16 protein-coding genes are annotated in these 13,293 nt (G+C 61.3%); 12 read left to right on the forward strand and 4 right to left on the reverse strand.

Annotation, left to right across the window (positions count from 1 at the left end):
* Positions 1 to 15 precede the first annotated feature (15 nt).
* Positions 16 to 804, forward strand: a complete 789-nt coding sequence (locus IF690_RS21260; RefSeq protein ID WP_202697265.1) for a hypothetical protein — start codon at positions 16 to 18, stop codon at positions 802 to 804.
* A gap of 231 nt (positions 805 to 1,035) precedes the next feature.
* Here the strand turns inward: IF690_RS21260 and prmB are convergent, their stop codons facing one another.
* Complete coding sequence (prmB, locus tag IF690_RS21265) at positions 1,036 to 1,944, reverse strand: 50S ribosomal protein L3 N(5)-glutamine methyltransferase (RefSeq protein WP_023966445.1); 909 nt, start codon at positions 1,942 to 1,944, stop codon at positions 1,036 to 1,038.
* Positions 1,945 to 2,181: 237 nt separating this feature from the next.
* On the opposite strand from prmB, the gene IF690_RS21270 reads away from it, so the two are divergent.
* From IF690_RS21270 to IF690_RS21290, 5 genes are all read left to right on the forward strand, one after another.
* Positions 2,182 to 2,772 (forward strand): cysteine hydrolase family protein, encoded by a 591-nt coding sequence (locus IF690_RS21270; protein ID WP_101283137.1) that lies wholly within the window; start codon positions 2,182 to 2,184, stop codon positions 2,770 to 2,772.
* A gap of 130 nt (positions 2,773 to 2,902) precedes the next feature.
* Positions 2,903 to 3,223: a hypothetical protein gene (locus tag IF690_RS21275; protein WP_007932271.1), complete on the forward strand. Its 321-nt coding sequence runs from the start codon at positions 2,903 to 2,905 to the stop codon at positions 3,221 to 3,223.
* Between the two features lie 75 nt (positions 3,224 to 3,298).
* Positions 3,299 to 3,856, forward strand: a complete 558-nt coding sequence (locus IF690_RS21280; protein WP_202697266.1) for a Smr/MutS family protein — start codon at positions 3,299 to 3,301, stop codon at positions 3,854 to 3,856.
* 77 nt (positions 3,857 to 3,933) lie between these two features.
* A complete protein-coding gene (gene folE, locus IF690_RS21285; RefSeq protein ID WP_003204506.1) occupies positions 3,934 to 4,479 on the forward strand; it encodes a GTP cyclohydrolase I FolE in 546 nt (181 codons plus the stop codon).
* A 100-nt stretch (positions 4,480 to 4,579) separates the two neighbouring features.
* Entirely contained in the window at positions 4,580 to 4,951 is a 372-nt protein-coding gene (locus IF690_RS21290; RefSeq protein ID WP_202697267.1) for a glutathione S-transferase N-terminal domain-containing protein, read from the forward strand.
* A gap of 170 nt (positions 4,952 to 5,121) precedes the next feature.
* Here IF690_RS21290 and IF690_RS21295 read toward each other — a convergent pair whose 3' ends face one another.
* A complete protein-coding gene (locus IF690_RS21295; protein WP_202697268.1) occupies positions 5,122 to 5,724 on the reverse strand; it encodes a glutathione S-transferase family protein in 603 nt (200 codons plus the stop codon).
* 12 nt (positions 5,725 to 5,736) lie between these two features.
* Positions 5,737 to 6,903: an aminotransferase-like domain-containing protein gene (locus tag IF690_RS21300; RefSeq protein WP_202697269.1), complete on the reverse strand. Its 1,167-nt coding sequence runs from the start codon at positions 6,901 to 6,903 to the stop codon at positions 5,737 to 5,739.
* A gap of 82 nt (positions 6,904 to 6,985) precedes the next feature.
* Between IF690_RS21300 and IF690_RS21305 the strand changes: the two genes are divergently transcribed.
* The 3 genes from IF690_RS21305 (at position 6,986) to IF690_RS21315 (ending at position 9,770) form a co-directional block, all read left to right on the forward strand.
* Positions 6,986 to 7,420 (forward strand): MarR family transcriptional regulator, encoded by a 435-nt coding sequence (locus IF690_RS21305; RefSeq protein ID WP_023966458.1) that lies wholly within the window; start codon positions 6,986 to 6,988, stop codon positions 7,418 to 7,420.
* A gap of 310 nt (positions 7,421 to 7,730) precedes the next feature.
* Positions 7,731 to 9,080, forward strand: coding sequence for an NCS2 family permease (locus tag IF690_RS21310; protein ID WP_023966460.1), 1,350 nt, complete (start codon positions 7,731 to 7,733; stop codon positions 9,078 to 9,080).
* 63 nt (positions 9,081 to 9,143) lie between these two features.
* Positions 9,144 to 9,770, forward strand: coding sequence for a LysE family translocator (locus tag IF690_RS21315; protein ID WP_202697270.1), 627 nt, complete (start codon positions 9,144 to 9,146; stop codon positions 9,768 to 9,770).
* A 161-nt stretch (positions 9,771 to 9,931) separates the two neighbouring features.
* On the opposite strand, the gene uraH is transcribed toward IF690_RS21315, so the two are convergent.
* Positions 9,932 to 10,285, reverse strand: coding sequence for a hydroxyisourate hydrolase (uraH, locus tag IF690_RS21320; RefSeq protein ID WP_023966464.1), 354 nt, complete (start codon positions 10,283 to 10,285; stop codon positions 9,932 to 9,934).
* A gap of 420 nt (positions 10,286 to 10,705) precedes the next feature.
* On the opposite strand from uraH, the gene puuE reads away from it, so the two are divergent.
* The 3 genes from puuE (at position 10,706) to alc (ending at position 13,240) form a co-directional block, all read left to right on the forward strand.
* Positions 10,706 to 11,632: an allantoinase PuuE gene (gene puuE, locus IF690_RS21325; protein WP_202697271.1), complete on the forward strand. Its 927-nt coding sequence runs from the start codon at positions 10,706 to 10,708 to the stop codon at positions 11,630 to 11,632.
* Positions 11,629 to 12,144, forward strand: a complete 516-nt coding sequence (gene uraD / locus IF690_RS21330) for a 2-oxo-4-hydroxy-4-carboxy-5-ureidoimidazoline decarboxylase (RefSeq protein ID WP_202697272.1) — start codon at positions 11,629 to 11,631, stop codon at positions 12,142 to 12,144. Before puuE ends, uraD begins: the two co-directional genes overlap by 4 nt.
* Before the next feature lie 100 nt (positions 12,145 to 12,244).
* Positions 12,245 to 13,240 (forward strand): allantoicase, encoded by a 996-nt coding sequence (gene alc, locus IF690_RS21335; RefSeq protein WP_202697273.1) that lies wholly within the window; start codon positions 12,245 to 12,247, stop codon positions 13,238 to 13,240.
* Positions 13,241 to 13,293 lie beyond the last annotated feature (53 nt).

A 13,293-nucleotide genomic window follows, 5' to 3' on the forward strand; every position in this document is an offset into this window, starting at 1 on the left:
CAGGATCTCGCCGTTATGACCGATACCCAGAACCCTCCCGAAACCGAGGTTGAAAACCCCACTCCCGAAGCCGTGGCGTTGCCATGGGCGGATGTCCATGCCGAGCATCACCGGATGCTTCGCCTGGCCCCGCTGCAAACCGATCGCGCCACCGGCGGACGGCCCCTGCGCTTTATCGAGTTCGGTTACGCCGAGCGCAGCAACAAGGAGCGCAGCCTGTTGCGCATGACCCTCCAGTTGCCGGGCCAACGGGTGCGCAAGGAGCAGAATCACCTGGATGTCTGGGTCGACCATGCGACTCGGCGGGTACGCTTCGAGCCGGACAACCTGCAGATCGAGCCGGCGAACCGCGGTATCGGCCGCTTTCTGCTGGCGCAGGGGGCAGGCTGGGCGCAGAAAAAATGGCCGCACTACCGCGTGGACGGTTTCGAACTGGCGAACAAGGATGCGCTGAACGAGGCCACGCGCCTGCGTCGCGACCATTTCCTGCGGGTCCAGGGCTTCGATGTGGTTTATGCCGATGCCCAACATCTCAAGGGCAGCGTCAAGGACGTGCAGGTCGGCGAACTGCTGGCCACCTGGAACACCGAAAAGCTGCAATTCGTCGAGATCCTCGAAGCCGCGCAGATGCTGCAGCAAGCCGAGCAGAACCTCGAAGAACAGGAAGTCAAACTGCGCAAGCACGAAGAAAAGGTCGCCAAGTACAAGCGCGAGGACACCGGACTGCGCTTTACCATCACCTGCCTGGTGGCCTTTGCGGTGTTCCAGGCCGGGTTGCTGATCTGGATCGCGACCCACCGCTGACAACAAAAAGCCCGCCGATTGGCTAATGCCGATCAGTTAAGCGATTGGCTCGACTGTAGGAGCGAGCTTGCTCGCGAAAAACGTCAACGATAACGCGTACTGCCTGGTTTAACGCGCTGTGCTGGAGTTCTTCGCGAGCAATCGAGCGTCGACCGGTCGCTCCTACAAAAAGCCTTAACTGATCGGCATTACGCCGATTGGCGGGCTTTTTTGTAGCGCTTCGCTCACGGCTCAGACCCGGGAACTGAACAACGCCTGATGTTGCCGGCACTGCTCGGCGGTGAGCATGAACACACCATGGCCGCCGCGCTCGAAGTCCAGCCAGGCGAAGTCGACTTCCGGATACAGGGCTTCGACGTGGACCTGGCTGTTGCCGACCTCGACGATCAACAGGCCCTTCTCGGTCAGATGATCGGCCGCCTCGGCCAGCATGCGCCGCACCAGGTTCAGGCCATCGTCGCCACAAGCCAGGCCCAGCTCCGGTTCATGCTGGTACTCCTCGGGCATATCGGCGAAGTCCTCGGCATCCACATACGGCGGGTTCGACACGATCAGGTCGAAACGCTGGCCCGGCAAACCGTCGAAGCCGTCACCCTGCACCGTGAACACCCGCTCATCGACGCCATGGCGCTCGATGTTCTGGTTCGCCACCTCGAGGGCTTCGAACGACAGGTCGGCCAGCACCACTTCCGCATGGCGGAACTCGTAGGCGCAGGCAATGCCGATGCAGCCGGAACCGGTGCACAGGTCGAGAATCCGCGCAGGCTCGGCGCCCAGCCAGGGTTCGAAACGTTTTTCGATCAACTCGCCGATCGGCGAACGCGGGATCAGCACGCGCTCGTCGACAATGAACGACAGACCACAGAACCAGGCTTCGCCCAGCAGGTAGGCGGTCGGCACGCGCTCTTCGATGCGCCGCTTGAGCAGGCGCTGCAGGTTGACCAGTTCGTCGTCTTCCAGCGCGCAGTCCAGATAGCTGTCAGCAATTTCCCACGGCAAGTGCAACGCGCCCAGTACCAATTGACGGGCTTCGTCCCAGGCATTGTCGGTCCCATGGCCGAAAAACAGATCCTCCCCATGAAAGCGGCTGACAGCCCAACGGATGTGGTCGCGCAGGGTGCGCAGGCGGGAAGTGATCACGGGACAGACTCCTGAAAAAACGACTGGCGATTCTAACAGCCAAAACGTCCGAGGACGACGCATGAAAAAACTGAGCCTGCAGGGCGTCCAGGCGGTTTTCCCCACATTCGAGCCGATTCTCCATAGCCCTTGACACGGCTGTAGGCCAGCAACCACGCACCTTACGTTAGTAGCGATTCACAGAAGCGCTCCGCCAGAGGACAATGTCGCAAAAGCCCCACTCACAGGAGCCCCAGAATGTCCGTTCCAAAGACGATGTTTCAACTCAGCGGTCGTGGTTATGCAGCGGCTAATTTGAGCCACGCGACCCTTGTGATCATCGACGCCCAGAAAGAGTACCTCAGCGGTCCGCTGGCCCTGTCCGGCATGGACGCCGCGGTCGCCAACATCAAGCAACTGGTCGCTGCCGCCCGCTCCGCCGGCCGCCCGGTTGTGCATGTGCGTCACCTCGGCACCGTCGGCGGTCTGTTCGACCCCCAGGGCGAGCGCGGCGAGTTCATCCCCGGCCTCGAACCCCAGGGCGACGAGACCATCATCGGCAAGCTGCTGCCGAGCGCCTTCCATGGCACCGAACTGGAAAAGCGCCTGCAGGACCTGGGCTCCCTGGACCTGATCGTCTGCGGCTTCATGAGCCATTCCAGTGTCAGCACCACCGTGCGCGCAGCGAAGAACCTGGGCTTTCGCTGCACCCTGGTGGAAGACGCCTGCGCCACTCGTGACCTGCCCTGCAAGGGTGGCATCCTCAGCGCCGAGCACGTGCAGCAGACCGAAATGGCCATCATGGCGGACAACTTCGCCACCCTCGCCTTGACCAAAGATCTGATCTGATCGACCTGCAATGAGCGGTCCACGGGCCGCTCATCCGTAAAAGCCTCTCATTTGCCGTAATTGCCTTAGCCTCAGGAACCACCCGGTCATCTTTCGGTCGAAGGGCCGATACCCATTGAGGAAGGTCGGAATGAAGATATCCGATGGTTTTGACGCACGTCGTCTGCGGCCCAAAGGCCCGCGGAACTGGCGTTTGCGCCTGGGCGCGGGATTCTCCGCGTTGCTGGCGACCTTCGGTGTGCTGCTGGCGATGGCCGGGGCCGCCAGCCTGTTGGGGCGCCCTCCGGCGCTGGGCGAATTGAATGCAAGTCCGGCAGGTTCGGCGGTGATTCTAGCGGTCGGTCTGTTGCTGCTGTATGTCGGCGTCTGGCTGTGGCGTCGCTGCCGGCGCCGCATGCGCCAGCCGCAAACCCTGAACATGGCGCCACACCTGATGAAGAAACATGACTGAATCGACGGCAACACGTTTTGTCCCGCCCCTCTCCCGTCGAGTTGGGTAAACTGCTCGGTCTTCGCGGAGGCTGACATGCAAGACGACGATTTTTCCCTGTTCAAAAGTGCGATCCAAGGCGTCAAGCCGATCAAGCACGATCGCGCCGAAACCGGCAAACCCAAGGCTGACCGGGCGCAGATCGCCAAGCTGCGCCAGGCTGCCAGCGTGCGCACCGAAACCACGACCGTCGACGGGCTGTCCGATCAGTTCGTGATCGACGTCGCCCCGGAAGACGAGCTGATGTGGGCCCGCGACGGGGTTCAGGAAAGCCAGATGCGCAAGCTCAAGGCCGGCCAGATCCCTTTCGAAGGCAGCCTCGACCTGCACGGCATGAACGTGGAAAAGGCCCGGGAAACCCTCTGGGCGTTCCTCGCCGAAGCCACCAGGTTCGAGATCCGCTGCGTGCGCGTCACCCACGGCAAGGCTGTGCGCCTGGACGGCAAGCGGCCGATGATCAAGAGCCACGTCAACACCTGGCTGCGCCAGCATCCCCAGGTGCTCGGCTTCACCTCGTGCCAGGCCAGGCACGGCGGTGCCGGCGCAGTCTACGTGATGCTCAAACGCACCATGATGGAAGGCCGCGACGAGTAAAGCCGCTTCGTCGCGCTTGCAGCGTCGAGTCCGCCACCGTACCCTTGCCCTTTGCGTAAAATCCCACAGGTAGTTTCATGTCCCTGGAACAGAATTACACGGCGATCCTCGGCCAATTGGGCGAAGACGTCTCCCGCGAGGGCCTGCTCGACACGCCAAAACGTGCCGCCAAAGCCATGCAGTACCTCTGCCGCGGTTATGAACAAACGCTGGAAGAAGTCACCAACGGTGCCTTGTTCAGCTCCGATAACAGCGAAATGGTGCTGGTCAAGGACATCGAGCTCTACTCGCTGTGCGAGCATCACTTGCTGCCTTTCATCGGCAAGGCTCACGTCGCCTACATTCCGAGCGGCAAAGTGCTGGGCCTGTCGAAAGTCGCGCGCATCGTCGACATGTACGCGCGCCGCCTGCAGATCCAGGAAAACCTCAGCCGCCAGATCGCCGACGCGGTCCAGCAAGTGACCGGCGCCCTGGGCGTCGCGGTGGTGATCGAGGCCAAGCACATGTGCATGATGATGCGCGGCGTGGAGAAGCAGAACTCGTCGATGATCACCTCGGTGATGCTGGGCGAATTCCGCGAAAACGCGGCGACCCGCAGCGAGTTTCTCAGCCTGATCAAGTAAACGGCTGCCCGAAAGAACCGGCGTTCATCGCCGGTTTTTTTTCGCCTGGCAAAAATCAGGTAAGCTGCCGCCCCTTCTTTCATGGGCAAGAGGCAATATCGTGATCGTCAAAGCGCTTCGAGTCGGCCTGGGCCAGCTCATCATCTTCATCGACTTCATCACCCGCCCACGCAAGCAGCAGCGCCCCGCCGCGGCTCAAGCCCAGGTCGAACAGGCCGCCAAGGGCCTGACCCTGTACCAGTTCCACGCCTGCCCCTTCTGCGTGAAAACCCGCCGCACCCTGCACCGCCTGAACGTTCCGGTGGCCCTGCGTGACGCGAAAAACAACCAGCAGGACCGCCAGACCCTGCTGGAGCAAGGCGGCAAGATCAAGGTGCCGTGCCTGCGCATCGAAGAAAACGGCCAGACCACCTGGATGTACGAGTCCAAGGTGATCATCGATTATCTGGACAAACGTTTTGCGACAGCCTGAATGACTGGTGGCGCTCTGAAGGACCTCATCGCGAGCAAGCTCGCTCCTACAAAGGGACTGCTGTAAACCTGTAGGGGCGAGCTTGCTCGCGATAGGGCCAGAGCAGGCACCACAAGCCCAAGGCACAAAAAAGCCGACCCAAGGTCGGCTTTTTTATTTTCCGCAGACATTCAATCGAGCATCCCGACATGCCACGGATGGCTTTCCATCCGTTGCATCCAAGCCTGGATCCCCGGGTAACGCGCCAGGTCGAAGCCACCTTCATGGGCGACATGGGTGTAGGCATAGAGCGCGATATCGGCAATCGAATACTGCTCGCCCACCAGATACGGCGTACGCGCCAACTGGTGCTCCATCACGTCCAGGGCCTTGTAGCCGCGCTTTTGCAGCTTCTCGTATTCGTGAAGGCGCTCTTGCGGCAGGCCCAGGTAAAGCTGGATGAAACGCGCCACGGCAATGTACGGCTCATGGCTGTATTGCTCGAAAAACTGCCATTGCAGCACTTGCGTACGTAAACGCGGCTCGCTCGGCAGGAATTCGCTGCCGTCGGCAAGGAAGTTGAGAATCGCGTTCGATTCCCACAGGCAGGTGCCGTCTTCCAGTTCCAGCACCGGGATCTTGCCGTTGGGGTTCTTCGCCAGAAACGCCTCGGTCTGCGTATCCCCGTTCAAGATGTCCACGGCGTGCCACTCGTAAGGCTGGCCCAGCAGGTTGAGCATCAACTTGACCTTGTAGCAGTTGCCGGACCGGTAATCCCCATAAACCTTGTACATGGCCCTCTCCTCTTAGGCTGCCTGTGCAGCCTGTGCTTGACGTACCACGGTGGCCAGCCGCTTGAGACCTTCGTCCAGACGCGCCGGATCGATATGACTGAAATTCAACCGCAGGTGACCTGGATTGCGGTCCGGCTCGGAGAAGAAGGGTTCGCCCGGCATGAATGCCACATCCCGCTCCAGCGCCGCCTTCAGCAAAGTGCGGGTGTCCAGCGGCTGTTTCAAGGTCAACCAGAAAAACAGCCCGCCCTGGGGCACTTGCCAATCGGCCAGATCGCCGAAATGACGTTGCAGGGCAGCCTGAAAACCGTCGCGGCGCACCCGGTAGAAATCGCGCAACTCGCTCAGATGTTGCTGATACTGCCCGGTACCTATCCATTGCAGCGCCTGCCATTGGCCGACTCGGTTGGTGTGCAGGTCCGCCGACTGCTTCAACCGCAGCAGGTGGGGAAACAGGTCCGGGCTGGCGATCAGGTAACCGACCCGCAGCCCTGGCAGCAGCGTCTTCGACACAGTACCGGTGTAGATCCAGCTGGCCTTGCGCAGGCGCCCGACAATGGGCGTGGCGTTGCCGCCATCGAAAGTCAGCTCGCGGTAAGGCTCGTCCTCGATCAGGGTCACCCCGAACTCGTCGAGCAACGCCGCCACGGCATCGCGCTTGGCCTCGCTGTAGCGCACCGCCGAAGGATTCTGGAAGGTCGGGATCAAGTAGATGAACGCGGGGCGATGCTGCTCCAGGCGGGCGCGCAATTGCGCCAGGTCCGGCCCATCGGCCTCCAGTGGTACGGTCAGGCAATCGGCGCCGAACAGCTGGAAGATCTGCAGCGCCGCCAGGTAGGTCGGCGCTTCCAGCATGATCTCGGCGCCCTTGTCGATGTACAGCTTGGCCGCCAGATCGAGGGTCTGCTGGGAACCGCTGACCACCAGCACCTGGCTCGCCTCGCACGGTACGCCCAGCATCCGGGCCTGCGCCGCCAGAGCCTCGCGTAGCTGTGGCTCGCCTTCGCTCATGCCGTATTGGCCCATGGACACCGGCATCGCCTGCCAATCGATCTTCGGCAGCATCGCTTCGGCGGGCAGGCCTCCGGCGAACGACATCACCTCCGGACGCTGCGCGGCGGCAAGGATTTCACGGATCAGTGAGCTTTTAAGACGCGAAACTCGTTCGGAGAAGGCCATGAGGGTCACCCGTAGCGGAGGTGGAGGAAAATACGTCAAACTGCTTGACCGAAATTACGCCGACTTTCGCAGATACGTCAATATGCTTGACCTTAAAAACCAGACCACGCAACAAGCCGCCATGGAAGCCTTCTTCTTTGGTTACCAGGCGTTCACCGCCAAGGCCGACGAAATGCTCGAGCGCCGCGGCCTGAGTCGCGTGCACCAGCGCATCGTGTTTTTCATCGCCCGCTACCCGGGGCTGAGCGTGAAGGAACTGCTCACGGCACTGGGCGTGAGCAAGCAGGCGCTGAACATTCCGCTGCGCCAATTGATGGAGATGCACCTGGTCAACAGCGTTGCCCCAGAGAGCGACAAGCGCAAACGCCTGCTGGAGCTGACCGAGGACGGCGCGCGCTTTGAGCAAGCGCTGCGGCGCGAGCAGGTGAAGCTGCTGCAACGGGTGTTCGCCGAGGCCGGCGAGGCGGCGGTGGATGGCTGGCTGGCGGTGAACAAGGCCCTGGGCGAAAACCGCTGACACCACAGCCTGCGGCGCAGTGCCCTTCAACCTGCCTGCAAGAGCACTTGAGCCCCGTGCGACCGCTGCGCGCTCGATCGCAGGCTGCGCCAGCGGCTACAGGCATATAGCCTTTCTGGCGAACTTTTCGCACACAACCCAAAAAACATTATTTGCTTTCTTTGTATACAAAAGCATAATTTGCCACGTGCGAGTTCCTGACCTATAGGTCAATAAAAGCCCGCAAGCCTTACATGCCTCAAAGAGCCGCTGTCCACCCTCGCGTGTCCGGCTCTGGAAAAAATAATAAAACTCTTGAGGAGTACTCGCTGTGGAAAGCCGCAAATCCGAAGCCCCTACGCTGGAACTCTCGCCGCCGCTGAACAGTGGCTGGCTGGAGCGCCTCTTCAAACTCAGGTTGCATGGCACCACGGTGAAGACCGAGCTGATCGCCGGTCTGACAACCTTCATCACCATGGCCTACATCATCTTCGTCAACCCCAACATCATGGCCGACGCCGGCATCGACCATGGCGCGGCCTTCGTCGCCACCTGCATCGCCGCCGCCCTGGGTTGCCTGTTGATGGGGTTGTACGCCAACTGGCCGGTAGGCCTGGCGCCCGGCATGGGGTTGAACGCCTTTTTTACCTACACCGTGGTCGGAACCATGGGCTATAACTGGGAAACCGCCCTCGGTGCGGTGTTCGTGTCCGGCGTGTTGTTCATGTTCCTGACCTTCTCGCGGATCCGCGAATGGCTGCTCAACAGCATTCCGGCCAGCCTGCGCTTCGCCATGGGCGCCGGCGTGGGCCTGTTCCTCGGGCTGATCGGCTTGAAGACCGCGGGCATCGTGGTCGATAGCCCGGCCACCCTGATCAAGCTCGGCTCCCTGCGCGAACCCGGCCCGCTGCTGGCGGCGATCTGCTTCCTGATGATTGCCGTGCTCAGCTATCACCGGGTGTTCGGCGCGATCCTCATCAGCATCATCACCGTGACCCTGGCCGGCTGGGGCCTGGGCCTGGTGCACTACGAGGGCATCATGTCGGCCCCACCGAGCCTGGCACCGACCTGGATGGCCATGGACGTCGCCGGGGTATTCAACGTCAGCATGATCAGCGTGGTGCTGGCCTTCCTCTTCGTGCACATGTTCGATACCGCTGGCACCCTGATGGGCGTGGCCCAGCGCGCCGGCCTGGTCAACCCCGACGGCAAGATCGAGAACCTCTCCCGTGCCCTGAAGGCGGACAGCGCCTCCAGCGTCTTCGGCGCAGTGGTCGGCGTTCCGCCCGTGACCAGCTACGTGGAAAGTGCCGCGGGGGTCGCCGCGGGCGGTCGGACTGGTCTTACCGCAGTGACCGTAGGTGTGCTATTTATCGCAGCCATGTTTTTCGCACCGCTGGCTGGCATGATCCCCGCTTATGCCACCGCCGGTGCGCTGATTTATGTGGCGATGCTGATGATGGGCGGCATGGCCCACATCGATTGGGAAGAGGCCACCGACAGCATCCCGGCGATCGTCACCGCAATCATGATGCCGCTGACCTTCTCGGTCGCCGACGGTATCGCCCTGGGCTTCATCACCTACGTGGCCTTGAAGGCCGGGACGGGCAAGTACAAGGAAATCTCCATCAGCCTGTGGGTGCTGTGCGCGATCTTTATCGCCAAGTTCATTTTCTTGTAGGCACATCGGTTTCAAACGGCCTCACCCCGTCGGGTGAGGCTTTTGCACATAAGGAGAAAGGCAATGAGCGTGGAAACCTGGCTGCTGTTCAGCGGCGCGGCACTGGTGGTGATCCTGATCCCGGGCCCACTGTCCCTGCTGATGATCAGCAACAGCCTGAATTACGGTTTGCGTCGGTCCTACCCGGCATTTCTCGGCGGCGTGTTTGCCTCGATCTGCCTGCTGAGCGCCTCGGCCCTGGGCCTGGGCGCCCTGCTGCTGGCTTCGGAACAGCTGTTCAGCGCCCTGAAAATCGTCGGCGCGCTGTACCTGTTCTATCTCGCCTGGCAAAGCTGGCAGCAATCGCGGCAGCCCTCCCTCGGTGCCGACGTGCCCGAGGCCGCACCGAAACCGCGCTTTCGCGCACTGTTCGGGCGCGCTTTTGTGCTGGGCGCCAGCAACCCGAAAGACATTCTGTTCTTCGCCGCGTTTCTGCCGCAGTTTCTCAGCGCCGAACAACCTTTCCTGCCGCAGTTGCTGATCATGATCGTCACCTGGACCCTGCTCGATCTGCTGTGCAAGCTGGCCTACGGCCTGGGCGCCCATGGCGCGGCGCGTTACCTGCGCAGCGGCAAGGGCCAGAGTTGGTTCAACCGGGTCAGCGCCGGGTTGTTCAGTGGTGCGGGTGCTGCGTCGCTGTTGAGCCGCTGAAAGCATCGCGGGCAAGCTCGCCCCTACAGATAAGGAGCGAGCTTGCTCGCGATGGCATCCCCATTTTTCGGCGGACGAAAAAAAGCCCGCAGTGTGAGCGGGCGAAAGATCAAAGAAGCTTTGCGCAGCTGCCTCCAAGGAAACAGCAATGGGGGAATGTCCTAGCTTCCTCTGTAGGTCGAATAGCTGTAAGGCGAGATCAACAGCGGCACATGGTAATGCTCCTGCTCGGCCGAGATACCGAAACGCAGCACCACCACATCGAGAAACGCAGGCTCAGGCAGTTGTACGCCGCGAGCACGGTAGTAATCGCCGGCATGGAATTGCAGTTGGTAAACCCCGGTGCGGTAGTCATCGCCTTGCAGCAACGGCGCATCGCAACGGCCATCGCTGTTGGTCAGGGCACTGGCGACCAGTTCCAGTTGCGTACCTTCGACCCGGTACAACTCGACCTTGATGGCGCTGCCTGGGCAGCCATGCGCGGCATCCAACACGTGTGTAGTCAAACGTCCCATTGATTCTGCGTGTCTGTGCGCGCTCACACGTCCAGACCTCGCGCCTCCTGAAGTCAGTTGATAAGGAGACCGCACCGTTTCGGAGCACGAAAGGGTACGGCAAGGAATTTATTAAGACACTTTTAAAAAAAATTGTACACAATAAAAATCATCCATTTCCGAGCACTTCGAGCAAGCTCCCGTATTCCCTTGATCAGCGGCTAGACCATGAGAGCAGAAGACTTTTCACCCATTAGCTGACCAACCAGGCAGGTTTCTTGCAGTACCCGGGCATGAGCACAATCGATGAAAAATGCAAAAAATCGGGCTTACAAACCGATTGAAAAGTTGTATACAATCAGTCCATCGCTGTGACGCCAGCCTGCCTTCCCCCTCAGGCCCCGCCACGCCACCGTTATCACGATAAGAAGGAAGACTGCAGTGAGCGCTGACTACCCACGCGACCTGATCGGTTATGGCTCCAACCCTCCTCACCCTCACTGGCCGGGCAATGCCCGCATCGCCCTGTCGTTCGTGCTCAATTACGAAGAAGGCGGCGAGCGCAATATCCTGCACGGCGACAAGGAGTCGGAAGCCTTCCTTTCGGAAATGGTCGCCGCCCAGCCCCTGCAGGGCGAACGCAACATGAGCATGGAATCGCTGTACGAGTATGGCAGCCGCGCCGGCGTCTGGCGGATCCTCAAGCTGTTCAAGGAATTCGACATTCCGCTGACCATCTTCGCCGTCGCCATGGCCGCCCAGCGCCATCCGGACGTGATCCGCGCCATGGTCGAAGCCGGCCACGAGATCTGCAGCCACGGCTACCGCTGGATCGACTACCAGTACATGGACGAAGCCCAGGAACGCGAGCACATGCTCGAAGCGATCCGTATCCTCACCGAAATCACCGGTGAACGCCCGCTGGGCTGGTATACCGGCCGCACCGGCCCGAACACCCGGCGCCTGGTGATGGAGGAAGGCGGTTTCCTCTACGACTGCGACACCTACGACGACGACCTGCCCTACTGGGAAACCAACAACCCGACCGGCAAGGCGCACCTGGTGATCCCCTACACCCTGGACACCAACGACATGCGCTTCACCCAGGTCCAGGGCTTCAACCAGGGCGACGACTTCTACCAGTACCTCAAGGATGCGTTCGACGTGTTGTACGCCGAAGGCGCCGAGGCACCGAAGATGCTGTCCATCGGATTGCACTGCCGCCTGATCGGCCGCCCGGCGCGTCTGGCCGCTCTGAAGCGTTTTATCGAGTACGTCAAGGGTCACGATCAGGTCTGGTTCACCCGCCGCGTGGACATTGCCCGTCACTGGCAGCAAACCCACCCGTTCCCGGGGGCTGCGAAATGAGCACCTTCCAAACCCTGAAACCCTCGACCCTGAGCCGCGACGCCTTCGTCAAAGCCTTCGCCGATATCTATGAACATTCGCCATGGGTCGCCGAAAAGGCCTTCGACCTGGGCCAGGATCCGTCGATCGACCGGATCGACGTCCTGCACCAGCGCATGAGCGACATCCTGTTGAGCGCCGATCACCAGAGCCAATTGGCCCTGATCAACGCTCACCCGGACCTGGCCGGCAAAGCCGCCGTCCAGGGGCAGCTTACCGCGGCCAGTACTGAAGAACAGTCTGGCGCGGGGATTCACCAATGCACGGCCGAAGAGTTCCAGCGCTTCACCGAGCTGAACGACGCCTACAAGGCCAAGTTCAAGTTTCCCTTCATCATGGCGGTAAAAGGCAGCAACCGGCATCAGATCCTCGCGGCGTTCGAAGCACGCATCCACAACTCGGTGGACACCGAATTCAGGTGCGCGCTGGCGCAGATCAACAAGATCGCCCTGTTCCGATTACTGACTCTCTAGCAAGCAGCCCTTGTGAGAAGCCCCGAGCACGAGTGAACGCCCAACGTACCCAGGGCCCTGCAAGCATCCCAAGCCACTTTATTAAAGGCAGACAAGAAGAATGAAAGCTTACGCCGTACCTTTCGAGAAGTTCGTCAACCTGGCCGACGCCCGCCTGGGCACCAAGATCATCTCGGTGACCGATGACTGGTTCGCTGACGCCAACCGTCTGTTCCAGCCGACCCCGGCCGTATGGAAGGAGGGCGTTTTCGATGACAACGGCAAGTGGATGGACGGCTGGGAGTCGCGCCGCAAGCGCTTTGAAGGCTACGACAGCGCGGTGATCCGCCTGGGCGTGCCCGGCCAGATCAAGGGCGTGGACATCGACACCTCATTCTTCACCGGCAACTTCCCGCCATCGGCCTCCCTGGAAGCCTGCTTCCTGGCCGAAGGCGAGCCGAACGAAAACACCCAGTGGGTGGAAGTGTTGCCGGCCGTCGAGCTGCAAGGCAACAGCCACCACTACCACGAGATCAGCAACGACCAGGCGTTCAGCCACCTGCGCTTCAATATCTACCCGGATGGCGGCGTGGCCCGTCTGCGCGTGCATGGCATCCCGTACCGCGACTGGTCGGCGGTCGGCGACAACGAGCAGGTCGACCTGGCAGCCGCGCTCAACGGTGGCCGCGCCCTCGCCTGCTCCGACGAACACTTCGGCCGCATGGGCAACATCCTCAACCCGGGCCGCGGCATCAACATGGGCGACGGCTGGGAAACCGCACGCCGCCGCACGCCGGGCAATGACTGGGTGATCGTCGCCCTGGGCCATCCGGGCGAGATCGAGAAGATCATCGTCGACACCCTGCACTTCAAGGGCAACTACCCGGACAGCTGCTCGATCCAGGGCGCCTTCGTCAAGGGCGGTACCGACAGCCAGATCGAAACCCAATCGCTGTTCTGGCGCGAATTGCTGCCGAGCCAGAAGCTGGAAATGCACGCCGAACACACCTTCGCCGAGCAGATCAAGGCCCTGGGCCCGATCACCCATATCCGCCTGAACGTGTTCCCGGACGGTGGCGTCAGCCGCCTGCGGATCCTGGGCAAGGTCGCTAAATAAGTAGGAAACCGATCGCTGGCAAGCCAGCTCCCACAGGTTTTGTGAACGCCACA

It is taken from the genome of Pseudomonas sp. SK3(2021) (assembly GCF_016772375.1).
GTDB lineage: Bacteria > Pseudomonadota > Gammaproteobacteria > Pseudomonadales > Pseudomonadaceae > Aquipseudomonas > Aquipseudomonas chlororaphis_I.

Bases quoted from the DNA above. Each gene is read 5' to 3' on its own strand.
- IF690_RS21260 (WP_202697265.1), top strand. From the start codon at position 16: ATGACCGATACCCAGAACCCTCCCGAAACCGAGGTTGAAAACCCCACT.
- IF690_RS21270 (WP_101283137.1), top strand. From the start codon at position 2,182: ATGTCCGTTCCAAAGACGATGTTTCAACTCAGCGGTCGTGGTTATGCA.
- IF690_RS21275 (WP_007932271.1), top strand. From the start codon at position 2,903: ATGAAGATATCCGATGGTTTTGACGCACGTCGTCTGCGGCCCAAAGGC.
- IF690_RS21280 (WP_202697266.1), top strand. From the start codon at position 3,299: ATGCAAGACGACGATTTTTCCCTGTTCAAAAGTGCGATCCAAGGCGTC.
- folE (WP_003204506.1), top strand. From the start codon at position 3,934: ATGTCCCTGGAACAGAATTACACGGCGATCCTCGGCCAATTGGGCGAA.
- IF690_RS21295 (WP_202697268.1), bottom strand. From the start codon at position 5,724: ATGTACAAGGTTTATGGGGATTACCGGTCCGGCAACTGCTACAAGGTC.
- IF690_RS21300 (WP_202697269.1), bottom strand. From the start codon at position 6,903: ATGGCCTTCTCCGAACGAGTTTCGCGTCTTAAAAGCTCACTGATCCGT.
- IF690_RS21305 (WP_023966458.1), top strand. From the start codon at position 6,986: ATGCTTGACCTTAAAAACCAGACCACGCAACAAGCCGCCATGGAAGCC.
- IF690_RS21315 (WP_202697270.1), top strand. From the start codon at position 9,144: ATGAGCGTGGAAACCTGGCTGCTGTTCAGCGGCGCGGCACTGGTGGTG.
- uraH (WP_023966464.1), bottom strand. From the start codon at position 10,285: ATGGGACGTTTGACTACACACGTGTTGGATGCCGCGCATGGCTGCCCA.
- uraD (WP_202697272.1), top strand. From the start codon at position 11,629: ATGAGCACCTTCCAAACCCTGAAACCCTCGACCCTGAGCCGCGACGCC.
- alc (WP_202697273.1), top strand. From the start codon at position 12,245: ATGAAAGCTTACGCCGTACCTTTCGAGAAGTTCGTCAACCTGGCCGAC.